Genomic DNA, 25,965 nt, shown 5'->3' on the forward strand with positions numbered 1-25,965 from the left:
AGCTCGTGGGTTAAGCAGTCAGGCAGTGGCGGAGTCTTGACCGGCCTGTTGCACGAAAAAGGACGCACCACGGGGTTTTTGCGGCAAGCGCATGTGGTTGTCCGTGGAGCGCACCAGGCCGCTTTCTTCACCGGCCACCAGCAGGCCGGCGTGTGCGCTTGGCAGCGGGTTTTCGCCAAATGGCAGCGCGTCTTCAGCGGCGTAGACGCTGATGAACAGGGTGCGCGGCAGTTCGGTCTCGTTAGGGCTTGACGCATGCAAAAGGCGCGTGTGCATAAAGCACACGGAACCGGCCGGGCCGTAACAGGCCACCGTTTGCTGGCAGTGTTCTTCAACCACTGCATCGTCCACAGAACCGGTGAAGCGCTGGTTCTGCCAGTGCGACCACAGCGGGCCTTTGTGGCTGCCGGGTATCACATTCAGCGGCCCGTTTTGCGGGGTGACTTCGCTGACCATCAGCAAGGCGGTGACGATGTCGTCATTGCTGTGCGGCGTGAACAGAAAGTCCTGGTGCCACTTCACCTGGGTCGCGGTGTGCGGCAGTTTCGAGTTGATCTTGCTGTGATGAAAACGCGTGCCGCCGGCGCCAATCAGCTGTGCGGAAATCGCCGCCATGCGCGACTGCAACGCTACGCGTTCATACACCGGGGAAATCTCCGTGGGTGAACTGACCCGGCGCAGCGACGGGTGATCCGGGCGGTGATCACCCTCCAGATCAAACCGCGCGCGGCCATCCACCGTGGCGCCCCAGCCTTCAGTGTGGCGGCGGCTTTCTTCCACCCACTGATCGAAGTCATGTTGCAGTGCGGCCACTTCGTCAGGTGACAGCACGTCTTGCACCACCAAATATCCGTCACGCTGGAATTGTTCGATTTGCGCTTGCCCGATCATTTTCTGGTTCCTCAACGTTAAAGGGTCACGCCAGCGAGACGTCCTTGAGGAACGCCTCCACGCGTGGGTTGTGGCCGCTGCGCAAGGCAACCGGCGTGTCGTCGCAGACCACGCGGCCCTTCTCCATGAAGACGATGCGGTCAGAGACCTTGAAAGCGAAATTCATCTCGTGGGTGACGATCACCATGGTGATGCCCTCCCCGGCCAGGGCTTCGATGACCTGGAGCACTTCGTTGACTTTTTCCGGGTCGAGGGCCGAGGTCGGCTCGTCGAACAGCATGATTTGCGGGCGCATCATCAAGGCGCGGGCAATCGCCACGCGTTGTTGTTGGCCGCCGGACAACTGGTGCGGGTACTTCCAGGCGTGGTCGAGCATGCCCACCTTGTGCAGCAACGCGTAGGCCTGTTGTTTCAGCTCGGAGGTCGTTCCCAGGCGATGGTATTTGGGCGCCATCAACAGGTTGTCGAGCACGCTCAAATGCGGGAACAGGTTGAAGCTCTGGAACACCATGCCGATGTTCAAGCGGTGCTCGGCGTGCTCGATGTACTGGGGTTTGAGCGCGCCGGATTTATTCAGGTGTATGAACGGCAGGCCGTTGATATGAATCTCGCCGTTGTCCAGTTGCTCAAGGCCGTTGAGCAGGCGAATCAGCGTGGTTTTACCCGAGCCCGACGGCCCGATCACCGACACCACTTCACCGGGCTGCACCTGCAAATTGACCGAGCCGAGCACCTCAATGTCGTTGTAAGCCTTGTGCAACCGCGAGGCTTGCAGCGCGGCAACGCCGGTGCTGGCGGGGCGCGTTATTGCCGGGCGTTGTTGGGTGGCCAGGGCGAGCACCGCCGCGTCCGGCACGCGGGAGACATTGCGCTGGTTAACGTCGAGGAAGCGCTCCAGGCGTTTGAGCAAAAAGTCGAACACGGTGACGATAAACACGTAGAAAAACGCCACCGCCGCCATGGTTTCGATCACCAGAAAGTTCTGCGAATACAGGCGCTGGCCGACCATCAGGATTTCAGTGAGGGAGATCACCGACACCAGGGAGGTGAGCTTGACGATGGAGATGTATTCGTTGGCCAACGACGGCAACGCAACGCGCAAGGCCTGGGGAATCACCACGCGGATTTGGCTACCAAAGAACCTCAAGCCCAATGCCCGCGCGGCTTCGCCCTGCCCCTTGGGAATCGAGAGCAAACCGCCGCGATGGATCTCGGCCACATAGGCGGTTTCGCAGATCACCAGCGCCAGCAGGCCGGACCAGAACGGGTCGGCCAGCACCGCTGAGGTGCCGGGCAGCGCTTGGGGCAAGTTGTAGATGAAGATCAGCAGCACCAGCAGTGGCAGGCTGCGAAACAGCCAAATGTAGGCGCGCGCCGGCAGGCTGAGCAGCGGGCTTTTGGATTGTTTGGCCAGGGCCAGCAGGAAGCCCAACGCGATGCTCAAGAGCCAGGTCAGGGTACTGAGTTTGATGACCGTCCACGTCGCGCGCCAGAACTCGGCATCGCTGAGTAAACCAAACATGTAGTGCCAGTCGAATGTCATCGTCGTGGTGCCCTGAATAAGTTGATCTACATCGATGGGTTCAGAGTCGTGGCGGGAGGCGGTTGGGGTCAATTCGTAAAAGCCGGGGCACTGGGTAGGCAGAACCTATGCAGCACTGAACACAGCCTGGACCCCCTGTGGGAGCTGGCTTGCCTGCTTGGGGGGTCGGTCTGTTGGCATCTCAATCCACCGGCGGACCGCTATCGCAGGCAAGCCAGCTCCCACATTTGATCGGCAGTGTTCTGAGGGTTGGGTGCATCGCCCAAAATGGTGCGCGCCCGATTCACTAACAACGAGCGCGCCACTTATTGGTGCGCTCTCAGCTCACACCACTCAACACCCGCACCGCGTGCGGATCAAAAAAGCTCGGCGGGGCCATGCCGGGGATGTACTGGTCGGACACAAACATGCGGCAGCGCTCGGCAAACGCCGACACCACGCGCGACAGCTGCGTGTTGCTGGCCGTGGCGTAGCCCAGGCGCATCGGCCGGTGCGAGCCCGCCAGGCGCAGGCGAATGACCCGTTTGCCGTCCTGGGACACGTTGGATTTAGGCCGCGCATTCGCAAATGAATAGCCAATGCCATTGCCCACCATCGCGCGCACCGTTTCGAGGTTGGTGGAGCGCATGATGATGTTCGGCGTGGTGCCCGCCTGCATGAACAGGCTGAGGAAATAGTCACGGCTCCAGGGCGTGTCGAGCAGCACCACCGGGTACGCCTCAAGGTCCTGCATGCTGACTGCCGGCAGGCTCGCCAGCGGGTGATATTCACCGACCATCACGTACGGCGGCAGATGCGCCAGGGGTTGAAAGTCGATGTCGGGGCTGGTCACCAGGTCATAAGTCAGGGCGATATCCAGCTCGCCGCTGCGCAGTTTTTCGAGCAACTCCTCGTGGTTGCCTTCGGCCTGAGTCAGGCGTACGCCGGGAAACGCGCGGCCAAAACCAAACACCAGTTCCGGCGTGATCATCGGCGCCAGCGACTCCAAACAGCCCACCCGCAACGGCCCGCGCACGGTATTCAGCGACTCCGAGGCGATGGTGTAAAGGTTGTTCATCTGCTCCAGGATCAGCTTGGCTTCCTGCATGACCTGGCGCCCCACGGCCGTGAGGGAAATGCCCTGAGCGTGGTGGCGTACAAACAGCTGAATGCCCAGCTCCGCCTCCATATGGGTGATCGCCGCCGAGATCGACGGCGACGACACATGGATGCGCTCCGCCGCCGCGCTGATGCTGCCCGCCTCGCCGGACGCGACGAAATATTCCAGCTGGCGTTGAGTAATTCGACTGAGCATCACGCCTCCACGGCAACAATAGGCTACGTGGACGCTGTTGCAGGGTTCGTGCCGGGTGCTGCCAGCCAAGAAGAACAGCCGATAAGTACCCCGTGGCGAGCGGGCTTGCCCCGCGTTGGGCTGCGAAGCAGCCCTATAAGGAAGAATGCGGTGAATCAGGCACTCTTCGGCCGTTGGGTTTTGGGGTCGCTTCGCAACCCAACGCGGGGCAAGCCCGCTCGCCACAGTTGCCGTATCCGGGTGGGTTTTTACTTTGGGCCGCCTGGCGCGTCGTTTGAAAGGGTATCAACGTGACGCGCCTTCCACGGCATGCGCTGAAACCAGGACTGCGGCACCGGGTGCACGACGGCTCGCAGCGCCCTGGCGTAATCCATCACCAGGCCTGGGGTCCAGGCCATGGTCAGCGCACGCCTGCGCACTTGCGCTGCAATCCAGAGTTCAGGCATGAACAGGGTGCGCAAACAGTCTCGCCAGCGCTCGCTGCGAAAGGCCAGCGCGCCATCCAGGGATGCCTCGAGCGCATAGGCGACGGTGCTGGAACAGTTGCGGTAGGTGAGGTTGTAGCGGTTGTCGAGGCTGTAGTTCATCCAGAAATGCTCAAGGGCACTGCTGTTGTAGTGGTGAAACAGTATCTTGCGGTCCGACTCACACCAATCGGCCGCCTCTTTCGCATAGTCAGGCTGAAAGGTACCCGGCACATCATTGTCCCGGGTGGCCTTGAGTATCCGGAAGAACTCCGACGGCGAGCGGTCGATATCGGCGGCGGGGTACAGGCTGATATAGATCGAGGGCTGCAACTCTAGGGCTGCGTGCCCAGTGGAAATCACGCCCTGGCTGTCCACTGCGGCGATGTAGCGGTTGATGATCGGTCGCGGCACCGGTGTATTTTCCGCCGTGCCCTCCGGCGTCCAGATATGCACCACCAAAGGCTCATGGCTTGGCGGGTTGGCAGCTACCGTGACGAGTTCCGGTTTGACCGCCGACTTTATAGTGAGGCTCATGACCGGTGCACGGGGCGTCAGCAGCTCAAACGAGGACGTGCCACGCACCAGTAAACTGGCGCGCCTGGCCACTCGCAGGGCACTGATGCCGCTGACGATCATCAATGACCCGATGAAAAACGACACCGTTGACTGGTAGCCCACCGGGTAAGGCGTGAACAGCAACAGGGCGAAGATCACCTTGGCACTGCCGGTAACCACTGAAAAGCGCCAATGCGGGTACCTGACGACAAACGCCGACGTGATCACCAGCAAGCCAAAAATGAAGTAGGAGAAGCCGAAAATAATCGCCAGTAACAGGTTGCTGTAGGTCTTGTTGGCCAGAATCAACAGGGACACGAAGAAGCACACGCCGCCCTTGAAAAACAGCACGGCCTTTTGCGCACCGATACCGCTTGACGCGACGCTCAGTGTGATCAGGCTTTCCAACAGCAGCAGAATGCCGAACGCCTTCATCGGGAAATACAACACCCCGTCCATGCCGTCGATCAGCACGCCGGCGCCCATCACGCCCCACAGTAAACCCAGACCACCGATGAATTTGGCTCTGGAGCGGACGAATTCTGCGCCAAACAACAGCAATGCGATTTGAATCATGAGTTGTTTCCCTGGTACCAAGGTTGCCAATCAAAGTGCTGCATCATCATTCGTAGTGACTGATCTGCCAGTTGCCCACGATCACCTCACCGCTGGAATCTGCAATCAGGCCCGGCGTGTTATCGCAGATAACCCGCGTATCCGAACCCTGCGCCGTGATGCGAAACGTCAGCGAGGCGCCGCCCTGCCTGCGCTGCTGAGTGGACCAATGTTGCCGAAGTTTTTCCTGGTCATTGGGGTCTACGCGTTCAAGCACGTCGTTGATGGTCGACAACACCGGCGCGTCGATGCCCAGCACCTCACGCAGGTTGTCGTCCCAGTAAATCTCGCCTGACACGGGGTGCAAGCGGTACATCACCCCCTCACCCGCCGCCCGGCCGGTGTCCAGGTCGTAACGTCGCGCTGACTTGGCCAGCACCCGCAGAAAAACCAGCAACAAGGCCGTCGCGCACAGGTAGCACTGGGCTAACAACAGTGGTTCACCCGGGTTCAGCCCCTTGAGGAAAAACGGCCCTTGCCCCATGTCGGTGTGATGAATCACCAGAGTCGCCAGCGTCAGCAAGGCCAGCGTCGCCCCTCGCCCGCCCCAGGTGACCGAAACAACCACGCAAAAGATGATCGGAATACACGCCAGCGCAAAGTTCATGGCAGACCCGGCCGAGTCGGTAATACTGGACTTTAACCACGGAGAATCGACGCCAAAGATAAACCAGGTACTCAGGCACATCAGGAAAAAGGCGATCACTCCGCTGAGCCTGGCCAGCCACCCGGTGCGATAGATATTCAGATCGACATGCAGCAGGCTCATGATCGCAATCGTGCTGAAAATAACCCCGGTGATGTTGGCGATCCATATCACCCACAGCAGGCGCTGCAGCGGCACGTCGCGCGCAAGGGACAGCCAGGCGCCGATCAGTGCAGCTTGCAGTGCGCACACCACCACGGTGGCAATTATCCACAGCACAATGGCGTGCAAATCGTCATTGGGCCGGGCAAAGCGGCGCACCAGCCAGGCAATGCAGAGGGCCGCACTCAGGGACAGGCCCGAATGCACCAGTGTAGAGGCCCAGTCGTGTCGCCACAGGTATTCCAGAACGATTCGCGTGGTCAGCAGCACCACAAACAGCAGTGGCCAACGCGAACGTTGCGAGATGAGGAACGCCGAAACGGCCACGCCCGCCGGGAACCACACCACGGCCACCTGGGAAACAGGGTCATCGAACTCAAGTGAAATAAGGCCTGTCACGTAATAGGCCAGCGCCCACATCAATAAGGTGGCGGCTTGCAATAAAGCCCTGGGTAGGATCACGACGTTTTTTTCCAATTCAATAATAAGGATGCTGCGGGTTCACGCCTGAGGGGGCGTGTGTGTGGGCTGTTTGTGCCTCACGGCAAACAGCGTGAACAGTGCGCACAGTGCGGCGGTGAGCAAGGGCAAACCGTGGAGGCCCAATTGCATCGAGACACCGGCCAATACCGGTCCCAACAGCGCGCCAATGCCCCAGGCAACCGACAGTGCGCTGTAAACCCCGACCAGTTCGGTGCCGCTGAAACGCTCACCGACCTGCGTGACCACCACCGTATAAATCCCGACAAACACACCGCCCCACACGAACAACAGCCCATACGAAAGCCAGCGCTGCGTCAGTGCCAACGGCCAGATCAGCGCGCCTACCGCTGAAAGCGCCGACAGCACGATGACCAGGCGACGGCGGTCCATGCGGTCGGCGAGCCAGCCAATCGGCAACTGCAAAACGATCGCGCCACACAACAGCATAGACAGCAACCACGTGGCCTGCTGCACCGGCCAGCCCACGTTGATCGCGTAAATCACCAGCATGTTCATGCCGGCGCTTTCAAGGGCGCCGTTCAGTGCAGCCGCCACCAGGGCAAGCAGTGCGATGCGCACATACAGTGAGAGCGGGCGGCCCTTTTCGTGGGCAATCGGGCGGCCATCGGTTTTGATCCCGAGCAGTGAGAGGCCGGCGAGCAGTGTAATCAAACTGCCGACAAGGAAGGCCGCCGACGACGCATTGCCCACCCAGGACAGAATGAACGGCCCCAGGGCAAACCCCAGCGACAGGCTGGCCACATACATCGCCATGGTTTTTGCCCGCGCCTGCTCCACTGTGGTGTGGTTCAGCCAGGTTTCCGACACCACCATGATGATTTCGCTGAACAGCCCAAGGCCCAGGCGCAGTAAAACCCAGGCTTCGATGGGAACGAAAGGGAATGCAGCCAACAACACCACCAGCGCGCCCAGCGAAAACCCCAACAACAGCCTGGGGCTGAACCGACGGCACAGCATCGGCAGAAAGGGCGCGATGGCAAACACACCCACCGCATGCATCGCGGCGTTGATGCCAACGTACACCTCGCTGAAGCCCGCAGTGGTCAACTTGATTGCAATCAAGGGCGCGCTCAAACCGTAACTCAATCCAAAAATCATCACGGTCAGGGTAATGAGCAGCTTGTTACGGTTATCCATCAGAATTTTCATCGGCGTCCTTGTTTTGGTGAGTGCCAGGCGTCAGTCATTGACCCGTAATCAAGGGGTGCGGCGTTGATACCGAACTATAAGGCACCGGCTTCGGTTTTTCCTAAGCACTACCCCGCACAAATGCTGGTTTCGCCAGAACCGGAGCGGTGTGAAGCTGTTTTCATCCCGCTTGCGATGAGTCGACGCCATGCCCACCCACACCCGCATCCGCATGTTCAACACCAAACAGACCTACCCCAACCAGGCGCTGGACAACGACCTGTGCCAGGCCGTTCGCGCTGGCAACACCATCTATGTACGCGGGCAGATCGGCACCGACTTCGACGGCAACCTGATCGGCCTCGGCGACCCGCGCGCCCAAGCCGAGCAGGCCATGAAAAACGTCAAGCAACTGCTTGAGGAAGCCGGTTCCGACCTGTCGCACATCGTCAAAACCACCACCTACCTGATCGACCCGCGCTACCGCGAGCCGGTGTACCAGGAGGTCGGCAAGTGGCTCAAAGGCGTGTTCCCGATCTCCACCGGGCTGGTGATTTCCGGCCTGGGCCAGCCGGAATGGCTGATGGAAATCGACGTGATCGCCGTGGTGCCCGATGACTGGCAGCCCTGAATAGCCTGGAGTACGCCATGAGCCACCGCGTGTTTTTCCTCAATGGGCCTAACGCCAACCTCTACGGGCTGGACCAGAACGGCACCTACGGCAGCGAGAGTTTTGCAGGCATCGAAGCGCGTTGCCACCGCCACGCCAGCGAGCTGGGGCTGACGTTGCACTTTCGCCAAAGCAACCACGAAGGCGTGCTGGTGGACTGGATTCAAGAGGCCCGGCTGAAGGGTGACGCCATCGTGATCAATGCCGCCGGGTTGAGCTACAGCTCGGTGCCGATACTGGATGCGCTGCTGGCGTTCAACGGCCCGATCATCGAAGCGCACATGAGCAATATCTGGAAGCGCGAGAGTTTTCGGCATCAGTCCTACGTGTCCAAAGCCGCCACCGGCGTGATCGCAGGGTTGGGGGCACTGGGTTATGAACTGGCCCTGACTGCGGTGGCCGCCTTGCTCAAACCGTAAGTACACCACCGCTCCAATGTGGGAGCTGGCTTGCCTGCGATGGCATCAACCCGGTCTGCCTGATGCACCGTGGTGCCCGCATCGCAGGCAAGCCAGCTCCCACCTTCGAGCCCCGGCGTTGCCCATAAATCTTTTACTCAGGAACCCCCCATGTCAGTAGAAACCATCAACACTTTGGTCGTCGGCGCAGGCCAGGCCGGGGTTGCCATGAGCGAACACCTTTCCCTGATGGGCGTGCCGCACATCGTGCTTGAGCGCCACCGCATCGCCGAACGCTGGCGCTCCGAGCGCTGGGACTCGCTGGTCGCCAATGGCCCAGCCTGGCACGACCGCTTTCCCGGCCTCACGTTTGAAGGCATTTCCCCCGAAGCCTTCCCGCCGAAAGAGCGCATGGCCGACTACTTCGAAGCCTACGCTCACAAACTGCAAGCGCCGGTGCGCACCGGTGTGGAAGTGCTGCAAGTGGAACGCCACGTGGGCCGCCCCGGCTTCAAAGTCACCACCTCGGCCGGCGTGATCGAAGCCATCAACGTGGTCGCCGCCACCGGCCCGTTCCAGCGCCCGTCCATTCCCGCCATCGTTCCGGCCTCGGCACCGCTGCACCAACTGCACTCCTCCACCTACAAAAACCCCGGCCAACTGCCCGCAGGCGCCGTACTCGTCATCGGCGCCGGTGCCTCCGGCTCACAAATCGCCGAAGAACTGCAAAAGGCCGGCAGAACCGTCTACCTCTCCGTGGGCGAACACTACCGCCCGCCCCGCGCCTACCGTGGCCGCGACTATTGCTGGTGGCTGGGGGCATTGGGCTTGTGGGACGAAGTCAAAATCCAGCCGAAGAAAAAGCACGTGGCCTTTGCCGTCAGTGGCTACGAAGGCGGTAAGACCGTGGACTTCCGCCGACTCGCCCACCAGGGCGTCCACCTCGTCGGCGTCACCCGCAACTGGGACGACGGCGTCATGACCTTCGAACCGGGCCTGGCCGCCAACGTGGCCGAAGGCGACCGCGCCTACTTTGACGTGCTGCGCGACGCCGACGCCTACATCGAAGCCAATGGCTTGCCCTTCCCCCAGGAACCCGAAGCCTGGGAACTGCTGCCCGACCCCGAATGCCTGGTAAACCCCACGCTCAGCCTGAACCTGGCCGAGGTTGGCGTGACCACCATTCTGTGGGCGACGGGCTTCAAGTTCGATTTCAGCTGGCTGCAAGTCGACGCCTTCGACGAAAAAGGCGAGCCGTTCCACAAGCGTGGAATCTCGGCGCAGAGCGGGATTTACTTCCTCGGCCTGCCCAACCTGGTCAACCGTGCCTCGTCGTTTATCTACGGCGTGTGGCACGACGCGAAGTACGTGGCCGACCATATTGTTTTGCAGAATGAGTACATGTCCTACAGCAAGCCCTGAAACAGAAAAGTCCGAGGCGACAGCGCCTTGCTCCTTTGCCTACGCGTGCGTCAGAATCCGCCGGCTTGTGCGCTGGAGTGGGCGTCTCTAAGGTTGCCCGGTCGCTGAAAACTCAGTGATCGGGTTTAGTAGCCTGCGTGACAACATAAAGTGCATGAGCCCCATCCCTCAGATGTTTTTGTCTGTACTTGATGGTGGCTGTGCGCAGGGCGCCCTCGGGCGCGCCGGCTTTGTGTGTTTCCCCGGTCTACTAACCTGTGCACAGCTGCCACCCCTTTGTTTAGTAGCGAAGAGGTGTTGGCCCTAATCAGGTACAACACACATGCATAAAGTCACGCCCAACCCGCCTCCACCACCCGGCTTGTTCAGCGTCGCCGCCGACGCAAGCAGTGAAACCCTGATCGCCAACAGCTATGAAACCTTTTCTTCGGTAACCGCCTTGCTGCTCGATCTTTCTGAGGATTTGACGGGCAAGCAACGCGATGTAGCGTTGGCGATTCACCAGTTAAGTGAGCTGGGGGTTTTGTTGATAGATAAGCTGATGGAGCGAGAGGTCTCGGTAGCGCAAAGCTGACATTTCAGCGCTGTAAGCCGACAAACCGCCGAGTCGTTTAAATTTCGTCAGGACGACTCGGTGGTTTCCGACGGTTTTCTTGCTTGAGCGTCCAGGCATTCCGTGCTGGTTGAACTAGCTATATCAAACGCATCGATAAATCACCTGGACCAGCGACACGTCTCCTCTCTTCTCTAGCGTATTGCTCCCTCAAAATTCGCCTCACTAAACGTGAAAAATCCGGGCTATGTTGATCGAAATAACACAGTCATGCGCTTGCAGACACTCGTTCAAGCGATCAAGCCTTTCCATGCACGTGCCCTTCCCGGCGGACCAAATCGGCAAATACGGCATGCAGTTTTTCAGTGGCTTGCACTGAAAGGCTCGCCGTAAAGCGCTGAAGCTCCGCTTCAGCAGCATCGGGTTTGCCATTCATGGCCAGTACAAACGCGTAGGCAAGCGGGTGTTGCACGTAGTTGTAAAACCCCACCCCGCCGGACGACAGATGTTGCTTCACCTGTTCAAACGCTTGAGGCAGATCTGATACCGCGCGGGCACTGCTCCAGAAGGTTTCAGCCTTCGCCACGGCGGCTCCCAAAATGCGCGGGGCATCGCGCGCAGTCACTTCGGGCCCGTACATATAGGAAATGTCCATCGCTCGATCGCGCACATCCCACGTCAGATCAAGTCGCGCCGATTTGGGCGTTCGGTGCCATTTGATTTGATTGCCGGAAAGATGTGGAACGAAATCCAGCGACAGCCCCCACGCAGGCGCCAGCGCGCCTCCCTTCCACTGCTTGAGGCAAAAAATCTGGCGAATCGGCGCATCCTCACTGCGTAGCCACGTCAGAGGCGCTTGCACCTCAAAACCCAGCGGCTGCAAAAATGGCTCTACAACGGGCGCAATGATCTCGTGGATCTGGTCTATCCGGACAATGGAAAAGGTTGGGGCTTGCATCATGCTTCCTTGATTAATGGGACAAAAGGGAGTCGATACCTCACTTCCACCAGCGACATACCGCCCCTCTCAAGCGTGCGCTCACTGCCTGTTTCCTCACTGCATCCTGCCCTGCGATAAAACCGAATAGCCCGTTCATTGCCGGTCAAAACCCAAAGCGTCAGACACTGATAGCCCTGCTCTCTCAACCACTGCAAGCCTGCATTCCACAATGCCAGACCCGTACCCGTGTGCCAGTATTCCGCTAACACATAGATGGCCATGACCTCGCCTATATTGCCCTCGGCAACATCGCTATCCCGGCTGGCGCCAACTGATATCCAACCCACAACCTGCTCATTCAGTTCAGCCACCCATACTTTTAGCTCACCCGCTTCAATCGCGCGTATCCAATTGGCTTCCCGCTGAGCCAGCGTCGCGTTCAGCGAGTTCAAATAGTCGGCAGGCATGAGGTCGCGATACGCTTGTTGCCAACTGCTGACATGCACGTGGGCAATGGCTTTGGCGTCGGAGGGTAATGCGTGACGGATCATCGAAGTATTCCTTCTTCGGACACAGAGTGCTTGCTGGAGATGTACCGTCATAGCATCCCAATCTGACGTATCGATGAACAGACCCCAACGCCGTGCAGACGCAAAAAAGCCCAACGCGAGGTTGGGCTTTTTACGGGGCTGGTTTTCCAGGCGCCGGGTTTAACGGCCCTACGGTCAATCGCGCTTCGGCAGCTTCCAGTTCGGCCGAATGAAGTGGCAGGTGTAGCCATTCGGTATGCGCTCCAGATAATCCTGATGCTCCGGCTCCGCTTCCCAGAATGGCCCCGCCGGTTCGATCTCGGTCACCACGGGGCCCGGCCACAGCTTCGACGCATCGACGTCGGCAGCGGTGTCTTTGGCAACCTCGCGCTGCTGCTCGCTCAGGTAATAGATCGCCGAGCGGTAGCCAGGCCCTAGATCATTGCCCTGACGGTTAGGCGTGCTGGGGTCGTGTATCTGGAAGAAAAACTCAAGAATCTGCCGGTACGTGATCACGGCCGGGTCAAACACGATTTCAATCGCTTCGGCATGGGTGCCGTGGTTGCGGTAGGTGGCGTTAGGCACGTCGCCGCCGGTGTAGCCGACGCGCGTGTGCAGCACGCCGGGGTAGCGGCGCAACAGGTCTTGCATGCCCCAGAAGCAGCCGCCGGCGAGGATGGCGGTTTCGGTTGGGTTGGTCATGGTCGGTCACCTCAGTGGATACAGGTGTAGTTATGGGGCCGGGTTGGCGGATACCAAGGTGGGCATGCCGCCTATCTTCGCTATGCTGCTTCACTGTGCACACGATGAGGGGTTCGCCACGTTATGAAGCTGGATCGCACGAAGGCGTTGATTCACAGCCAGATCAATCGGGACGATCCCATTGAGAGTCTCATCCACGTACTTGAAGCCGCTATTGAGCTGATTTCACTCCCCGACAACGACTTCTGCTGGTCCAGCTGGGAGAACGAAGCTCACGCAACGTCAGAGTTAGTTGGCTTGCTCAGCACACTCAAGTCTGGCGGCTTGCCTGAAAAGATGAGCCTAGCGGTGCTGTTTGCCGCAACCGGCCCGCTGCAAGAGGTGAGCCTGAGCAGCGGCTGGGCGGACGTTTTCTTGAAGGTGGCGGATAAATACGACGAAGTTGAAGCATTGCTGTGGTGAGTAAGAGAATCGGGACCTCTCCCCGATTCTCCTCCCAAGAAAAGCTTGATGCACTCAGGCAACGTTTCAGTCGCGCATCAGCTTCCCCGGTTTATCGACGATCAAGGGAATAACGCCCCGCTCCGGTCATGCTGAGCAGCAAAAGTCCGCCGATGATGCTCATGTTCTTGAAGAACTGAACCGTGTTGGCCGATTTGGCCGGTTCGACCATGTCCCAGAAGTGGTGGCCGATGATGGCCGTACCCAGGACGAACAGGGCCATCAACAACGCCAGCGGCCGTGTGTAGAAACCGATCAGCAGCAGGATGCCGACACCGAACTCCATAAGCACGGCCACCGAGGCGGCGATGGAGGGCAGCGGTGCGCCGATGGAGGTGAAGTACTCGACGGTGCCGCTGAACCCGGTGAGTTTGCCCCAGCCGGAGGTCACGAACAGCAGCATCAGCAGGATGCGGGCAATCAGGATGATCAGGTCGCGTTGACGCTCGAACAGGGTGTATCGCATGGCTTCGCTCTCTTTAGGGGGGGTGGGTTTGTGATTGGCAGTTGCTTAACCTTAGTCAATTCCACTCGTTCGCAGCATCTACTTTCGTTCGCGCGGGGGGGATGCGCTCGCTTCGAATTTCAAGGCATGATGCGCCGACACATAATCAAGGACGATAATAACAGTGAAAAACGCCCTCACCGCCCTGCTTTTGCTGGCCCTGGCTACGCCTGCAATTGCAGCAGAAAGCCCCATCGGTTTTCGCACCGAGACCCTTCACGATGCGCAACACAACAACCCACTGGAACTGGTGGTGTGGTACCCGGCTAAAACGACTGCCAAACCCGAGTTGATTGCTGACACCGTGGTCTTTATCGGCGCCCTCGGTGTGCCCGATGCACCGCCAGCGGCAGGCGCGCATCCCTTGGTTGTGCTGTCCCACGGTTACGGTGGCAACTGGGGCAAACAGGTGTGGTTGGCCAGTGCATTGGCGCACAAGGGCTACATCGTGGCGGCGGTTAACCACCCGGGCACCACCACCAAAAACCGCGAACCGCAGGCCGCCGCGCAGGTATGGAAGCGCCCCGCCGACCTGAGCCGCGCGATTGATGCGGTGCTGGCGCAGCCGAAGCAATTTGGCGCGGTTGAGAAACACCGGATTGCCGTGATTGGCCATTCTCTCGGCGGCTGGACCGCGCTGGAAATCGCCGGCGCACGCTTCGACCCCGACCTGTTCAGCCGCGACTGCGACGCACACCCTAAGTTGGGTGGCTGCATTGCCTACCATGAGATGAACCCTGCCGGAACACCCGCCTTGAAGGCTCACTTGGCCGCCGACTTGAGTGACAAGCGCGTCACCGCCATTGTGTCGTTGGACCTGGGCCTGTCACGCGGCTTCACCGACGCCAGCCTGGCCAAACTGCCGGTGCCGGCGCTGGTGATTGCCGGCGGCGCACCCTCGGAGGATATGCCTGCCGAACTGGAATCTGCCGACTTGGCCAGGCGGTTGCCCAAAGCGTCGACGACTTACGTGGCAATCAGCGACGCCAACCACTTCAGCTTTATGCCGATATGCAAGCCAGGGGCGATTGCGTTGATTGAAGAGGGTTCGCCGGGGGACGGCATGATTTGCCGGGATGGCGAAGGCGCGCGGCCACGGGAGGTGATTCAGCAACAGGTGATCGGGCTGATTTCGGAGTTTTTGGCGAAGTAGTTCAGGCTCAGTGTGGGAGCTGGGTTGCCTGGGAAGGCGGCGGCACTGTCAGCAGCGATATCGTCTGTTACACCGCCATCGCAGGCAAGCCAGCTCCCACAGGGGACTTGCAGTTTTTGTTAGGGCACAGTGCCATCGTGCCTAACACTTTCTTGCCAGCGATGCAGTTCTACTGTGGGAGCTGGCTTGCCTGCGAAGACGGCGGCACTGCCAACAGAGATACCGCCTGACCCACTCCGCCAGCCCGTTTCAAGCAAAGGCCGAAACGCTAACCGCGCCCAACCCCTCAATCAGCGCCTCCACCACCACCCGAACCTTTGGCAGCGCCGCGCGGCTTTTAACCCATGCCACATAGATATCCATTCCCTGAATCGCCAACTGCGGCAGCACCTCCACCAGCGTCCCCGCCTCCAACTGTCGCTGTATCGACCACGACGGCAACTGCGCAATACCGCAACCCGCCTCAGCAGCCATCACCAAACCATCGCCCACCCCCAGCACCAGGTGCGGGGTAACTTGCCTGCGCAGGGTCGCGCCGTTCTCGCCCGCATAGCGCCAGGGGCTGATCCGGCCGTCGACCCAGCCATAGGCGAGGCATTGGTGGTGGTCCAAATCCCGCTCCGACAACGGCGTGCCGCGCCGCGCCAGATAGCCCGGCGATGCGCAAAACAAGTGCCGTTCCTGAGCGAGCAGGCGATGCTCCACTGCTGGCGGCCAGGCGTCTGCATGGCCGATACGCACCACGATATCGACGCCTTCCTCCAGCGGGTTGATGTAGCCGTCGCTGAAGGTGATGTGCGGCATAAGCAAGGGGTGCGCTTTCGCACACTGCAGCAGCACCGGCAACACCTGTGCGCGGCCATACGCACTGGGCAAGTCAATGCGCACCCGCCCGCGCGGCTCGGTGTTTTCGCTCTGGAGTGACACCTCGGCCTCTTCGAGGTCGGCCAGCACGCCGGTGCAGGTGCGCAGAAACGCGGTGCCGGCATCCGTCAGCGCCAGTTTGCGCGTGGTCCGCTGAAACAGTTGCACGCCCAGGCGTTTTTCCAGGCGGGCCACGCTTTTACTGATGGCCGACGCGGTGAGGTTCAATTTCTCGGCGGCTGCCGTGAAGCTGCCGAACTGCGCGACGCAGACGAATACGTCGATCCCTTTCAAGCGTTCGGAGGAAAACATGGCCATCCTTGATTGATGATTTCAGTTCTTGTATCTCGGTAAAAAACATCCTAAATCAGAAACGCAGTCAACAGTAAGCTGCTCGGACTTTATACAACCCGACAATGAGGCACGGATGCTGGCGACGCTTAGACATTACCCTTCGACCCTCAACCTGCTGCTGTCTGCCTCACTGGTGTTGACCCTTGCCCGCGCGATCACCCTGCCCTACCTGGTGATTTACTTGGCGGGCAACTTTGGCTTGAGCGTTGCCGACATTGGCCTGGTAATCGGCAGCACCTTGATCATCGGCTCGTTGTTGAGTCTGTATGGCGGCTTTCTGGTGGACCGGATGTCGAGTTACCGGCTTATCCTGACGTTCTGCGGCATATTCACCGCAGGCTTTCTCGGGGCATTTGTCGCGCCCGAGTTGTGGTTGTTCTACGGCTGCCTGGTGTCGGTGAACCTGGCGTATTCCGTCATCGACATCGCGGTGAAATCGGCCTTTGCCAGCCTGGTCCCGGTGGACCAGCGCGGTGAAGTGTTCTCGATCAAATACACGCTGACCAACATCGGTTACGCCGTCGGGCCATTTGTGGGGGCGGGCTTGGCGGGGATCGATATGAGCCTGCCTTTTTTGATGTCTGCAGGGCTGGGTGCGGGGTTCTTTTTTATCTATTTCGTGTGGGGCGACAGACGCCTGGCGACGGGTGAGACCGGCGAAAAAATACCGTTTCTGGCGGTGGGCCGCGTGCTGCTGCGCGATTATCGGCTGGTGTGCTTTACCCTCGGTGGAGTGCTGAGCGCCGTGGTGTTCGGCCAGTTCACGGCGTATCTCTCGCAATACCTGGTCGTCACCACTACGCCCCAGGCGACCTATGAAATCATCAGCACCCTCGTTGCGACGAACGCCCTGATGGTGATCGGCCTGCAATACAGCCTCGGTAAGCGAATCACCCATAAGCACCTGAACCTGTGGCTCGCGGGTGGGTTAGGCATGTTTGCCCTTGGCCTGGGCGGTTTTGCGCTGTCGACCACGCTGATGTTCTGGGCGGTGTCGATGGCGGTTTTCACGGTGGGTGAAATCATCGTATTCCCCGCCGAATACATGTTCATCGACAACATCGCACCCCGCCACCTGCGCGGCATGTACTACGCCGCGCAAAACCTGAGCAATGTCGGCGCCGCGCTGGGGCCGGTGCTGTGTGGGTTTGTGCTGGCCACGCAGCCGGCGCACTACATTTTCTACCTGCTGGTGCTGTTCGTCCTGGCCGGGGGGCTGTTGTATTTCCTCGGTGTTTCATTGGCTGGGGAAGTCACAACTGCCGCCGACTAAGCAGGGTTCTGACGCGGTTTATTAAGCTGATATCATTCAGGCCATTAACCGCTGAGTAGCCACCCATGAATCGCCAAAAGAAACTGAAGCAGCTCTTCAAGGCCAAAGCCAAAAAGGCCAGCGCCAAACTCGCACCGAAAAACAAAGACATCTACATCAGCAAAGCCGACCGCCTGAAACTGGCGGCCGAGGCCACGCCAGACTCAGCCGAAACCGGCGACACGCCCAGCTGAAGGAGTGCCCTTCTCGTATTTGCCCCAGATACGCCGCAAATGACGCGCCGACCCAAACCCTGCGCGTTCGGCCACCGCCTCCATGTCCAGGTTCGATTCCGCCAATAACGCGCGGGCCACCGCCAACCGCAGCTGGTGCAGGTAATCCAGGGGGCTGACACCCACATGTTCCTGGAATAACCGCGCCAGGTGGCGGCTGCTGGTGTAGGCCAGGTCTGCCATGCGCGTGACGGTCCAGGCATCACCGGGGTTTGCTGCGAGGGCGTCCTGCACCCGATGCACCGCCGGATGCAAATGGTCACGGCCCCACGTCCAGGGCGACAACTGCGGGTCGGCGCCGCTGCGGCGCATGTACACCACCATGTCCCGCGCAACGGCGCTGGCCAGCCGCGGCCCGGCCAGTTCGGCTACCAGGTGCAGCATCAAATCGATACCTGCCGTGATCCCGGCGCTGCAACTGATCGGGCCGTCGGTGACGTACAGGCGGTTTTCCAGCACCTTCGCCTTGGGCGCCATGGCCTGCAACGTCTCGCACAGCGCATGGTGCGTGGTGCATTGGCGACCATCGAGCAGCCCCGCCCGCGCGGCGGTCAATGCACCGGCGCACACGCACACCAGCCGTTCGCCCGAGGGTGCGAAAACAGTTTGCAGCCACTGCACCAGCGTATTACTCGCCGACTCAAATGCCTGCTGCCGTGCTTTCGTCACCTTCGACGTGGAGCCCACCAACACCACCAGCGTGCCGGGCGCGAGGTTCTGTGGCAGCGCCGCCAAACCGCTGAGGGGCAAGCCGATGGAGGTTTGCAGCGCCGCCACGGGGCTGGCGTATTGCAAGTCGAAATCCACCGCCGCCGGGTCCTCGATTTGCGCGGCCAGGCGCAGCACTTCCGCCGGGCCTGCGAGGTCCAGCATCAGCACATTGGGCAACAACACGAACAGTACCGGCACGCTCACGGGTTCAACTCTCCAGGGCTTGGGCGACGGTGAGGATACGGGCAAAACGCTCCTCCAGAACCAGCTCGGTGCGCTCGCGAATCTCGGCCGGGGTGTAAACCCGGCCACTGCGCGCGTGGGTCATCGCAAAGGTCAGCGTGGCTTCGCTGACGAAGTCCACGGCAAAGCCACTGTCCGAGGCCTGGCGCGTGGTGGTTTCGCAGCACTGTTCGGTACGGATGCCGCTGATGATCAACGACGTGACGCCCATCTCGGTAAGCCGCGCGGCCAGGGGCGTGCCGGCGAAGGCGCTGTGGTAGCGCTTGTGAATGATCAGGTCGGGGTTGATCGATAATTCGCTCAAGGCCCTGACGTTACCCGATGCCATGGAAAAATGCCCCTGCTCCTCAACATGGAAAACTTGTACCACCGGGATGCCCTGTTGAACACATCCGTCGATCAGGGCTTGCTGTTTTTCCAGGTAACCCGGCAGGTCATTTTCAGACCAATAGGTGGAATGGCGAAAGGAATGCTGGGCATCGATAACGATCAAGGCTTTGCGCTGCATGGTGAGTCCTCCTGGCGTGCCTGTGAAAGGCTGATGCAAGCCATGCTAAGGACAATACCGCACCGCTGACAGACGCACGCCGGACCACTTGAGGACGTATTCGGACATCGTCCTTCAGCGCCGAAGGTCGCCCTGTGAGGTTTCCCGCAAGGTGACCAAGGCCACCAATGCGCACACCGCCGCCCCGGCCATGAAGAACCCCGGCACCAGCAAATTGCCGGTGGAACCAATCAATGAGGTGACGATGTAAGGCGTAATGCCGCCGCCCAAAATCGCCCCCAGGTTGATGCTGATGGCCATGCCGGTGTAGCGAACGCGGGTTGGAAACTGCTCGGCGTAGGTGGGGTAACCCACGGACTGAATGACCGGCATCGGCAACGTCGCCACAAAAAACGCGATGACCGCAATCAACAGGCTGCTGTTGTTCATCAACACCATCATCGGAATCACCAGCACCGCGTAACCGACAAAGCCGATGGCCAAGGCCTTCTTGCGCCCGATGCGATCGGACAAGCCGCCCCAGAACGGCATCATCGCCGCCATGCACAGGCTGATCCCGGCTATCACCCAATAGATTTTGGATTTTTCGAAGTGCAGGTAGGTGGTCAGGTAAATGTTCATGAACACCAGGCCGATGTAGTAACCGGCGTTCTGCGCGAAGGCGAACACCACCACGCGCAGCACCGCAGGCAGGTTCTGGGTGAGCACCTCGCGGACCGGTGCAGTGGGCGGTTTTTCCACGGCAAGAAAGGCTTTGAACTCAGGCGTTTCTTCTACGTTGTGACGCATGATGCAAGAGAAGATCACCAAGGGAATGGCGAGGAAAAACGGAATACGCCACGCCCAGGCTTGCAGCTGCTCGGCATCGGCCAACCCGGTGGTGATGCCGCAGATAATCGCCGCCATCGAACCGCCAATCGCCACACCGACCGGAGTGAATGCACCGTAAAAGCCGCGTCGGCCTTTGGGCGATGACTCGGCCAGAAACGCCGCCGCGCCGATGACTTCACCGCCGGCGAAAAAGCCCTGGATCAGCCGAATCAGCACCAGCAGGATCGGCGCGACAATGCCCACTTGGGCAGACGTCGGTAACAGCCCTATGGCCGCCGTTGCGGTGCCCATGCCGATCACCGTGCTCAACAACACGCTGCGCCGGCCTATGCGGTCCGCCAGGCGCCCGAGCAAAATACCGCCCAGCGGCCGAATCAAAAACGCACTGCCAAACACCGCGAGGGTCGCCAGCAATGCGGCAGCGGCGTTGTCACTGGGAAAGAACAAAGGCGCGATGATCGTCGCCATAAAGCCGTACACACCGAACTCGTAGTACTCCACCGCCGTGCCGGTGGCAGCGGCGATGGCCGCGCGCCTGGCGATTTTGGTGGTGCTGTTTTGAGCCGTTGTAGCCGGCGTATCGAAACTGGCCGCAGGGGCCGCCGTAGATAAAACTCGAGACATAAACACCTTCCACTCTGACCGCTGGTCATTTGAGTTATTGAGGTGGAGTGCTCCACCCAGAAGTAACCCCATCGGGAACCGAGAGGTTTTAATGCTCGACAGTAAGAAAGGTGAACGTGGGCTGGTTCATGTAGCGCTCCTGTTTTTATTATTGGGTAGCGACGGTGTGTGTTTTAGTGGGCCGTCTCCAGTCGTTTGAGCGTGCGCGCGCGGGCCACCAACAGCTGCTGCGCCGTGCGCACGTCAATCAGTGAAAATCGCACTTCATCGCCCGGCATCAGTTGCGCCAGCCTGGGCAAATCCACACTCGCCACGTGGGCGATGCGGGGGTAGCCGCCGGTGGTTTGCCGGTCCGCCATCAATACGATCGGTTGGCCGCCAGCGGGCACTTGCACGGTGCCAAACGCCACGCTTTGCGACAGCAGCTGGGTGGGCTCGGTCAGGTCCAGAGCGGCGCCGTCCAAGCGGTAACCCATGCGGTCCGAGGCGGCGGTCATCTGGTAGGGCTCGTTGAGAAAGTCATGCCGGGCGGTTTCGCTGAAGTCGGCCCATTCGCGCCCTTGCAGCACGCGCACTGTCACAGGTTGGCTGGGCGCGGCGTATAGCAACCCGGCAGGGATGTTCAAGCGCGGCGGGTTGGCAAACGACGAACTGATCGGGATCACGTCACCGGCTTTCAACGCCCGGCCATGGAGCCCGCCAAAGCTGCCTCGGCTGTAGGTACTGCAGCTGTTCATCACCGGGTCGAGCAGGTAACCGCCGCTGACGGCCAGGTAAGCACGCGCACCGTATTCGCGTTTTTCGAAACGTAGCGTGGCACCCGGCTTAACAACGGCGGAATGGCCCGGTTTCAGCGCCACACCGTCCAAACTTGCACCCAGGTCGGCGCCTGCAAGGGCGATCAATGCCCTGGCTTGAAAGCACAGCTGCGGGCCTTGAACAGTCATTTCCAATGTAGCCGTGCTGATCGGGTTGCCGACCAACAGGTTCGCCAGCGCATGAGCGTCGGGATCCATCGCACCGTTGACCGGCACGCCCCAGTGCTGGAAGCCCGTGCGGCCGGTGTCTTGAAACGACGAAAACAGCCCGGGCCGGATCACCTTGACGGTCATGGCAGCGCTCCCGCCATCAGCGCGAACTCACGGGCCGTGATCGGCACAAAACGGATTTTATCGCCCCCGGTGAGCAGGCAAGGTGGCTCATTGGCGGGTGAAAACATCGTTAACGGCGTACGCCCGACAATGTTCCAGCCGCCGGGCAAATCAGAGGGGTAAATAACGCTCTGACAGTTGGCCAGGCCCACGCTGCCTTTGTTGACCAGCGTGCGCGGCACAGCCCGACGCGCCAGCTTCAGCGCGGGTTCGTGCATGCCAATGTAGGGATGGCCCGGCGCAAAACCCACCATTAACACGTCGACCCACTGCGCAGTGTGTACGGCAATCACTTCGCCTGGGGTCATGCCACAGGCGGTGGCGATACCCAGCAGATCGGGCGCGTAGTCGCCCTCGTAGCACACTGGAATTTCAAGGCGCCTGGGCGTTGTGCGTGGCGCGGTTTGCAGCTGTGTCAGGGCCTTGTCGAGCAGCTCGACAACCGCGTCATAAGGCACTGAGTCGGGAGACCGCGTTGCGAAGATAGCCGGGGAATAATGCACGCCCACCGACACCATCGCGGGGATGACATCGGTGACGCCGGTGAGAGAACCCTGCACCAACCGCTCATGCAGGGCCGCGCTGAACGCCACCGCGCGGCGGTTCGCCTGCGCACTGAACAGCGTGGCAAACACCACCACGATGCAGCTGTCGCCACACGGCTCGAACCGCCAGGACGGCTCGGCTCGCACCGGATTACGGGCATCACAGTTAACGTCAGACATAACGTCGTTTCTCGCAGGCGGCAGCCATCAAGATCCGCCCGGTCAGGCTTCACCTATTGTTAACGCCGTCGCTCTGCTGGCGACGGTCGCGCAGGTCACACTTACTTGGCGAACAGTTGGCTCATGTCCTTGAACGCCTTGAACTCCAGGGCGTTGCCACACGGGTCAAACAAAAACATGGTGGCTTGTTCGCCGACCTGGCCCTGGAAGCGGATGTAAGGTTCGATCACGAACTGGGTCTCGCGGGCTCGCAGCCGGTCGGCCAACGCTTCCCATTGATCCCACTGCAGGATGATGCCGAAATGCGGGACCGGCACGTCATGGCCGTCGACCGGGTTGGAGTGCACCGACGCCTGGGATTCAGTCTTGGGGTGTTCGTGGATAACCAGCTGGTGGCCGTAGAAATCGAAGTCCACCCACTGCGCGCTGGAGCGGCCTTCGCGGAGGCCAAACACGTCGCCATAGAAGTGGCGAGCGGCGGCGAGGTCGTAGACGGGAATAGCTAGATGAAAGGGCGAAAGGCTCACGGCGGTTACCTGCAAGTTCTGTTGTTTAGAACTTGATTCTTCACCAGAACCCTTAGCGGATAAAGCGCATATCTTTCGCCCTGAGCTTCAATAATTTCGATGCTTGCGCGCTATTTCGGCGCACTCAGCACTTGCATGACGCACGACCTGAACAACGTGAAGAGCGGCAATTGGCGCTGGGTGTACTTGGTCAGCAAGACGATTTCGCGATAGAAGGTGAGCGTGTCCAATCGCAAAACCCGCACGTCGCTGCCGTGTTCCAGCCACAAACCTGCCAGGGGCACCAGTGACACTCCGAGGCCACTGCGGACCATCTTGACGATGGCGTCCAGCTCGTCGAGCTCAAGGGCTTGCTGAGTCTGGATCTTCTGTTCCTTGAGAAACTGGGTCACCTGACGCCCGCCAAACGAGCCCCGGTCGTAACGCACGAAGGGCTGTTCGCGCAGGATCTGCAACGGGTCGTCGCCCTCCACGTCCTTGGCGGTGATCAGCACAAACGGCTCGCGCGCGATGACTTCAATATTCAGGTCTTTAGGCAAGTTGAACGGCGGGTGAATCATGATCGCCAGGTCCAGCTCCCCGGCATCCACCTGGCTGAGCAGGTTCAGTGAGACGCCGGGCACCAGGCTCACCTCGATAAACGGCGCGCGCCGCTTCAGGGCCACCAGCGCCTGGGGCAGGATGCCGGTTTGCACGCTGCCGATGGCGCCGATACGCAGGGAGCCGTGGAAGTTGTTCGCACTGTCGGGGGTGCCCATGCGCGAGAAAATATCGAGGATTTCTTCCGCCATCGGCACCGCCCGCTGCCCTGCCGAATTGAGCGTTGCCGAGCGGCCGGTGCGGTCGAACAGCTTGACCCCCAGCGCGTCCTCAAGGTGTTTGATTTGCGCGCTCACCGCCGATTGCGTCAGCCCGACCTGCTGCCCGGCGGCGGCAAAGGTGCCGCGCCGGGCGGCGGATACAAAGGTTCTTAACTCTCGAATCATCCTGGCACCTTACCGCTAGAGGTTTAACCGCTCAGCAACCGCTCAATGCCACCTGCGGCCGCTCGCCCGCAAAGAACAATGGCCGCAAGCGCACGCCCACGCCGTTACCGATAAATGCTGCCACCAGCCACACCCAGCCATGCAGGCTGCCCGAAGCGATGCCGCTGAAATACGCGCCGATGTTGCAACCATAGGCCAGGCGCGAGCCGTAACCCAGCAGCAGGCCGCCGATCACCGCCGCCACCAGCGAGCGCGGCGGAATTTTCAGGCTTGGCGCAAAACGCCCGGCCAGGCCTGCGGCCAACAGCGCGCCGAGGATGATGCCCACGTCCATGACGCTGGTGATGTCTTCCCATACCGGCGCGGCCAGGGCCTTGGCGTTGCCCGGCATTTGCCAGAACGCCCAACTGGAAACGTCCACACCCAGGCCGCTCGCCACTTTGGCGCCCCACAGCGCGAACGCCGACGTGATGCCCCATGGGCGCCCGGCCAATGCCAGCGTGGCGTAGTTGAGCAGGGCCAGGCCAATTGCGCCCCACACCAGCGGCCACGGCCCGCGCAGGAAACGGCGCAGGCCTATGTGTTCGCTGCTCACGCCGGCTTCGAGCTGGCCATGGCGGCGCTTTTCGAGGCGAACAGTGATGAGTGCAATCAAGGCGAACACGGCCAGGCTCAAGACCAGCGCTGGTATTACCCCGAAACTTTTGACGATGGACACCGCCGGGAATGCCGGCAGTGCGAACCACCAATCCACATGATGGGTGGCGATCAATGAACCGCAGATGAAGAACAACAACGTCACCAGCATGCGCGCGTTGCCGCCGCCTACGGTGAACAGGGTGCCTGACGCACAACCGCCGCCCAGCTGCATGCCGATGCCGAAAATGAACGCACCGAAGACCACCGAGACCCCGGCAGGCGCCACCAGACCGACGACGGGTTGGCCGAACAATGTGCCCGCGCCCAGTGCCGGGAAAAACAGCACGACCGCCACCGCGAGCATGACCATCTGCGCACGCAGGCCGGCGCCACGACGGTCGTTTAGGAAGACGCGCCAGGCGGAAGTGAAGCCGAACGCGGCGTGGTAGAGGGTCAGGCCCAGCGCGGCGCCGACCACCAGTAACAGCACCTGGCGTGAGCCGACGGTGTTTTGCAGGAACAGCGCGCCGAGCACCAGGATGATGAAAGCCAACAGCGGCGCGGCCGGCTTGCGCGTGGGGGTGATGGGGACAGTGGTGCTCATGGGGGATCCGCTTGGTTTGAATGGGGTTGATTGCGAGGGGGTTGAGTATAAACGGGCGTTGAGGTGTAGGTATCGACACCTGTTTTTAATGGGCTGGGTTTTTGCGTACAGATTCGTGGTTTGGGCAATGGCTGATAGGGGTTCGGCTCTTACGGCCAGCCCTTTCAAGGTCTTAGGTAGACAGGCGATTAGTACCCCGTGGCGAGCGGGCTTGCCCCGCGTTGGGCTGCGAAGCAGCCCCAAATACAGCAGCCGAAGAGTGCCTGACTCACCGCATTCTTCCTTTTAGGGTCGCTTCGCAACCCAACGCGGGGCAAGCCCGCTCGCCACAGGGGTACTAATCGCCTGTCCTAACTAAAGACCTTGAAAGGCTCAACAGTGTGTAGAGGTATTGAAGTCTTACTCGGTCAAAACTGTGGGAGCGGGCTTGCTCGCGAAGGCGGTGGGTCAGTTGATGGATGAATGGGCTGACCC

The 25,965-nt window shown here is 60.5% G+C and carries 27 protein-coding genes; 8 read left to right on the plus strand and 19 right to left on the minus strand.

Annotated elements, in window-relative coordinates; all coding sequences use genetic code 11:
• Nucleotides 1-18: 18 nt before the first annotated feature.
• The 6 genes from ACP7A2_RS02300 to ACP7A2_RS02325 all read right to left on the minus strand — a co-directional run bounded on the left by ACP7A2_RS02300 (nt 19) and on the right by ACP7A2_RS02325 (nt 7,826).
• Entirely contained in the window at nt 19-891 is an 873-nt protein-coding gene (locus ACP7A2_RS02300) for a phytanoyl-CoA dioxygenase family protein (protein WP_426132912.1), read from the minus strand.
• Between the two features lie 25 nt (nt 892-916).
• A complete protein-coding gene (locus ACP7A2_RS02305) occupies nt 917-2,434 on the minus strand; it encodes an amino acid ABC transporter permease/ATP-binding protein (protein ID WP_426132913.1) in 1,518 nt (505 codons plus the stop codon).
• Nucleotides 2,435-2,753: 319 nt separating this feature from the next.
• Complete coding sequence (locus ACP7A2_RS02310; protein WP_426132914.1) at nt 2,754-3,728, minus strand: LysR family transcriptional regulator; 975 nt, start codon at nt 3,726-3,728, stop codon at nt 2,754-2,756.
• A gap of 248 nt (nt 3,729-3,976) precedes the next feature.
• Nucleotides 3,977-5,326 carry a hypothetical protein gene (locus tag ACP7A2_RS02315; protein WP_426132915.1) on the minus strand — a complete coding sequence of 450 codons (1,350 nt, stop codon included), beginning with the start codon at nt 5,324-5,326 and terminating at the stop codon, nt 3,977-3,979.
• Between the two features lie 46 nt (nt 5,327-5,372).
• A complete protein-coding gene (locus ACP7A2_RS02320; RefSeq protein ID WP_426132916.1) occupies nt 5,373-6,635 on the minus strand; it encodes an MASE1 domain-containing protein in 1,263 nt (420 codons plus the stop codon).
• Nucleotides 6,636-6,674: 39 nt separating this feature from the next.
• On the minus strand, nt 6,675-7,826 hold the full coding sequence (locus ACP7A2_RS02325; RefSeq protein WP_426132917.1) for an MFS transporter: 1,152 nt from the start codon (nt 7,824-7,826) through the stop codon (nt 6,675-6,677).
• Nucleotides 7,827-8,013: 187 nt separating this feature from the next.
• Here ACP7A2_RS02325 and ACP7A2_RS02330 point away from each other — a divergent pair, with 187 nt between their 5' ends.
• The 4 genes from ACP7A2_RS02330 to ACP7A2_RS02345 all read left to right on the plus strand — a co-directional run bounded on the left by ACP7A2_RS02330 (nt 8,014) and on the right by ACP7A2_RS02345 (nt 10,869).
• Nucleotides 8,014-8,436, plus strand: a complete 423-nt coding sequence (locus tag ACP7A2_RS02330; RefSeq protein WP_426132918.1) for a RidA family protein — start codon at nt 8,014-8,016, stop codon at nt 8,434-8,436.
• Between the two features lie 17 nt (nt 8,437-8,453).
• Entirely contained in the window at nt 8,454-8,894 is a 441-nt protein-coding gene (locus ACP7A2_RS02335; RefSeq protein ID WP_426132919.1) for a type II 3-dehydroquinate dehydratase, read from the plus strand.
• A gap of 150 nt (nt 8,895-9,044) precedes the next feature.
• A complete protein-coding gene (locus ACP7A2_RS02340) occupies nt 9,045-10,295 on the plus strand; it encodes a flavin-containing monooxygenase (protein ID WP_426132920.1) in 1,251 nt (416 codons plus the stop codon).
• Nucleotides 10,296-10,617: 322 nt separating this feature from the next.
• Complete coding sequence (locus ACP7A2_RS02345; RefSeq protein WP_426132921.1) at nt 10,618-10,869, plus strand: DUF6124 family protein; 252 nt, start codon at nt 10,618-10,620, stop codon at nt 10,867-10,869.
• Nucleotides 10,870-11,146: 277 nt separating this feature from the next.
• Here the strand turns inward: ACP7A2_RS02345 and ACP7A2_RS02350 are convergent, their stop codons facing one another.
• The 3 genes from ACP7A2_RS02350 to msrA form a co-directional block, all read right to left on the minus strand.
• A complete protein-coding gene (locus tag ACP7A2_RS02350; RefSeq protein ID WP_426132922.1) occupies nt 11,147-11,806 on the minus strand; it encodes a hypothetical protein in 660 nt (219 codons plus the stop codon).
• The gene (locus tag ACP7A2_RS02355) at nt 11,806-12,339 is read right to left on the minus strand and encodes a GNAT family N-acetyltransferase (RefSeq protein WP_426132923.1); all 534 of its coding nucleotides are present in this window, start codon (nt 12,337-12,339) and stop codon (nt 11,806-11,808) included. The genes ACP7A2_RS02350 and ACP7A2_RS02355 overlap by 1 nt, the downstream gene beginning before the upstream one ends.
• 174 nt (nt 12,340-12,513) lie before the next feature.
• Nucleotides 12,514-13,020, minus strand: coding sequence for a peptide-methionine (S)-S-oxide reductase MsrA (gene msrA, locus ACP7A2_RS02360; protein ID WP_426132924.1), 507 nt, complete (start codon nt 13,018-13,020; stop codon nt 12,514-12,516).
• Nucleotides 13,021-13,143: 123 nt separating this feature from the next.
• Here msrA and ACP7A2_RS02365 point away from each other — a divergent pair, with 123 nt between their 5' ends.
• Complete coding sequence (locus ACP7A2_RS02365; RefSeq protein WP_426132925.1) at nt 13,144-13,482, plus strand: hypothetical protein; 339 nt, start codon at nt 13,144-13,146, stop codon at nt 13,480-13,482.
• A gap of 91 nt (nt 13,483-13,573) precedes the next feature.
• Here ACP7A2_RS02365 and ACP7A2_RS02370 read toward each other — a convergent pair whose 3' ends face one another.
• Entirely contained in the window at nt 13,574-13,987 is a 414-nt protein-coding gene (locus tag ACP7A2_RS02370; RefSeq protein WP_426132926.1) for a DoxX family protein, read from the minus strand.
• Nucleotides 13,988-14,150: 163 nt separating this feature from the next.
• Between ACP7A2_RS02370 and ACP7A2_RS02375 the strand changes: the two genes are divergently transcribed.
• Entirely contained in the window at nt 14,151-15,179 is a 1,029-nt protein-coding gene (locus tag ACP7A2_RS02375; protein ID WP_426132927.1) for an alpha/beta hydrolase family protein, read from the plus strand.
• 249 nt (nt 15,180-15,428) lie between these two features.
• Here ACP7A2_RS02375 and ACP7A2_RS02380 read toward each other — a convergent pair whose 3' ends face one another.
• The gene (locus tag ACP7A2_RS02380) at nt 15,429-16,355 is read right to left on the minus strand and encodes a LysR family transcriptional regulator (RefSeq protein WP_426132928.1); all 927 of its coding nucleotides are present in this window, start codon (nt 16,353-16,355) and stop codon (nt 15,429-15,431) included.
• Between the two features lie 115 nt (nt 16,356-16,470).
• On the opposite strand from ACP7A2_RS02380, the gene ACP7A2_RS02385 reads away from it, so the two are divergent.
• Together ACP7A2_RS02385 and ACP7A2_RS02390 are read left to right on the plus strand one after the other, a co-directional pair.
• Complete coding sequence (locus ACP7A2_RS02385) at nt 16,471-17,670, plus strand: MFS transporter (RefSeq protein WP_426132929.1); 1,200 nt, start codon at nt 16,471-16,473, stop codon at nt 17,668-17,670.
• Nucleotides 17,671-17,735: 65 nt separating this feature from the next.
• Nucleotides 17,736-17,903, plus strand: a complete 168-nt coding sequence (locus ACP7A2_RS02390; protein ID WP_426132930.1) for a DUF2986 domain-containing protein — start codon at nt 17,736-17,738, stop codon at nt 17,901-17,903.
• Here the strand turns inward: ACP7A2_RS02390 and ACP7A2_RS02395 are convergent.
• The 8 genes from ACP7A2_RS02395 to ACP7A2_RS02430 all read right to left on the minus strand — a co-directional run bounded on the left by ACP7A2_RS02395 (nt 17,874) and on the right by ACP7A2_RS02430 (nt 25,491).
• A complete protein-coding gene (locus tag ACP7A2_RS02395; RefSeq protein ID WP_426132931.1) occupies nt 17,874-18,857 on the minus strand; it encodes a GlxA family transcriptional regulator in 984 nt (327 codons plus the stop codon). The genes ACP7A2_RS02390 and ACP7A2_RS02395 overlap by 30 nt on opposite strands.
• 4 nt (nt 18,858-18,861) lie before the next feature.
• The gene (locus tag ACP7A2_RS02400) at nt 18,862-19,404 is read right to left on the minus strand and encodes a cysteine hydrolase family protein (RefSeq protein ID WP_348058205.1); all 543 of its coding nucleotides are present in this window, start codon (nt 19,402-19,404) and stop codon (nt 18,862-18,864) included.
• Nucleotides 19,405-19,518: 114 nt separating this feature from the next.
• The gene (locus tag ACP7A2_RS02405; protein ID WP_426132932.1) at nt 19,519-20,859 is read right to left on the minus strand and encodes an MFS transporter; all 1,341 of its coding nucleotides are present in this window, start codon (nt 20,857-20,859) and stop codon (nt 19,519-19,521) included.
• Nucleotides 20,860-21,032: 173 nt separating this feature from the next.
• Entirely contained in the window at nt 21,033-21,971 is a 939-nt protein-coding gene (locus ACP7A2_RS02410; RefSeq protein WP_426132933.1) for a biotin-dependent carboxyltransferase family protein, read from the minus strand.
• Entirely contained in the window at nt 21,968-22,735 is a 768-nt protein-coding gene (pxpB, locus tag ACP7A2_RS02415; protein WP_426132934.1) for a 5-oxoprolinase subunit PxpB, read from the minus strand. Before pxpB ends, ACP7A2_RS02410 begins: the two co-directional genes overlap by 4 nt.
• A 101-nt stretch (nt 22,736-22,836) precedes the next feature.
• A complete protein-coding gene (locus ACP7A2_RS02420) occupies nt 22,837-23,262 on the minus strand; it encodes a VOC family protein (protein ID WP_426132935.1) in 426 nt (141 codons plus the stop codon).
• Between the two features lie 110 nt (nt 23,263-23,372).
• Nucleotides 23,373-24,248: a LysR family transcriptional regulator gene (locus ACP7A2_RS02425; protein ID WP_426132936.1), complete on the minus strand. Its 876-nt coding sequence runs from the start codon at nt 24,246-24,248 to the stop codon at nt 23,373-23,375.
• 31 nt (nt 24,249-24,279) lie between these two features.
• The gene (locus ACP7A2_RS02430) at nt 24,280-25,491 is read right to left on the minus strand and encodes a YeeE/YedE family protein (RefSeq protein WP_426132937.1); all 1,212 of its coding nucleotides are present in this window, start codon (nt 25,489-25,491) and stop codon (nt 24,280-24,282) included.
• Nucleotides 25,492-25,965 lie beyond the last annotated feature (474 nt).

Origin of the sequence: Pseudomonas sp. PWP3-1b2 (assembly GCF_049896045.1) — a bacterium.
GTDB lineage: Bacteria > Pseudomonadota > Gammaproteobacteria > Pseudomonadales > Pseudomonadaceae > Aquipseudomonas > Aquipseudomonas antarctica_B.

Coding starts and splice junctions, on each gene's coding strand:
- ACP7A2_RS02385 (WP_426132929.1), top strand. CDS start 16,471: ATGCTGGCGACGCTTAGACATTACCCTTCGACCCTCAACCTGCTGCTG.
- ACP7A2_RS02340 (WP_426132920.1), top strand. CDS start 9,045: ATGTCAGTAGAAACCATCAACACTTTGGTCGTCGGCGCAGGCCAGGCC.
- ACP7A2_RS02300 (WP_426132912.1), bottom strand. CDS start 891: ATGATCGGGCAAGCGCAAATCGAACAATTCCAGCGTGACGGATATTTG.
- ACP7A2_RS02355 (WP_426132923.1), bottom strand. CDS start 12,339: ATGATCCGTCACGCATTACCCTCCGACGCCAAAGCCATTGCCCACGTG.
- ACP7A2_RS02335 (WP_426132919.1), top strand. CDS start 8,454: ATGAGCCACCGCGTGTTTTTCCTCAATGGGCCTAACGCCAACCTCTAC.
- ACP7A2_RS02310 (WP_426132914.1), bottom strand. CDS start 3,728: ATGCTCAGTCGAATTACTCAACGCCAGCTGGAATATTTCGTCGCGTCC.
- ACP7A2_RS02330 (WP_426132918.1), top strand. CDS start 8,014: ATGCCCACCCACACCCGCATCCGCATGTTCAACACCAAACAGACCTAC.
- ACP7A2_RS02325 (WP_426132917.1), bottom strand. CDS start 7,826: ATGAAAATTCTGATGGATAACCGTAACAAGCTGCTCATTACCCTGACC.
- pxpB (WP_426132934.1), bottom strand. CDS start 22,735: ATGTCTGACGTTAACTGTGATGCCCGTAATCCGGTGCGAGCCGAGCCG.
- ACP7A2_RS02315 (WP_426132915.1), bottom strand. CDS start 5,326: ATGATTCAAATCGCATTGCTGTTGTTTGGCGCAGAATTCGTCCGCTCC.
- ACP7A2_RS02390 (WP_426132930.1), top strand. CDS start 17,736: ATGAATCGCCAAAAGAAACTGAAGCAGCTCTTCAAGGCCAAAGCCAAA.
- ACP7A2_RS02380 (WP_426132928.1), bottom strand. CDS start 16,355: ATGTTTTCCTCCGAACGCTTGAAAGGGATCGACGTATTCGTCTGCGTC.
- msrA (WP_426132924.1), bottom strand. CDS start 13,020: ATGACCAACCCAACCGAAACCGCCATCCTCGCCGGCGGCTGCTTCTGG.
- ACP7A2_RS02345 (WP_426132921.1), top strand. CDS start 10,618: ATGCATAAAGTCACGCCCAACCCGCCTCCACCACCCGGCTTGTTCAGC.
- ACP7A2_RS02410 (WP_426132933.1), bottom strand. CDS start 21,971: ATGACCGTCAAGGTGATCCGGCCCGGGCTGTTTTCGTCGTTTCAAGAC.
- ACP7A2_RS02370 (WP_426132926.1), bottom strand. CDS start 13,987: ATGCGATACACCCTGTTCGAGCGTCAACGCGACCTGATCATCCTGATT.
- ACP7A2_RS02430 (WP_426132937.1), bottom strand. CDS start 25,491: ATGAGCACCACTGTCCCCATCACCCCCACGCGCAAGCCGGCCGCGCCG.
- ACP7A2_RS02350 (WP_426132922.1), bottom strand. CDS start 11,806: ATGCAAGCCCCAACCTTTTCCATTGTCCGGATAGACCAGATCCACGAG.
- ACP7A2_RS02400 (WP_348058205.1), bottom strand. CDS start 19,404: ATGCAGCGCAAAGCCTTGATCGTTATCGATGCCCAGCATTCCTTTCGC.
- ACP7A2_RS02365 (WP_426132925.1), top strand. CDS start 13,144: ATGAAGCTGGATCGCACGAAGGCGTTGATTCACAGCCAGATCAATCGG.
- ACP7A2_RS02405 (WP_426132932.1), bottom strand. CDS start 20,859: ATGTCTCGAGTTTTATCTACGGCGGCCCCTGCGGCCAGTTTCGATACG.
- ACP7A2_RS02425 (WP_426132936.1), bottom strand. CDS start 24,248: ATGATTCGAGAGTTAAGAACCTTTGTATCCGCCGCCCGGCGCGGCACC.
- ACP7A2_RS02305 (WP_426132913.1), bottom strand. CDS start 2,434: ATGACATTCGACTGGCACTACATGTTTGGTTTACTCAGCGATGCCGAG.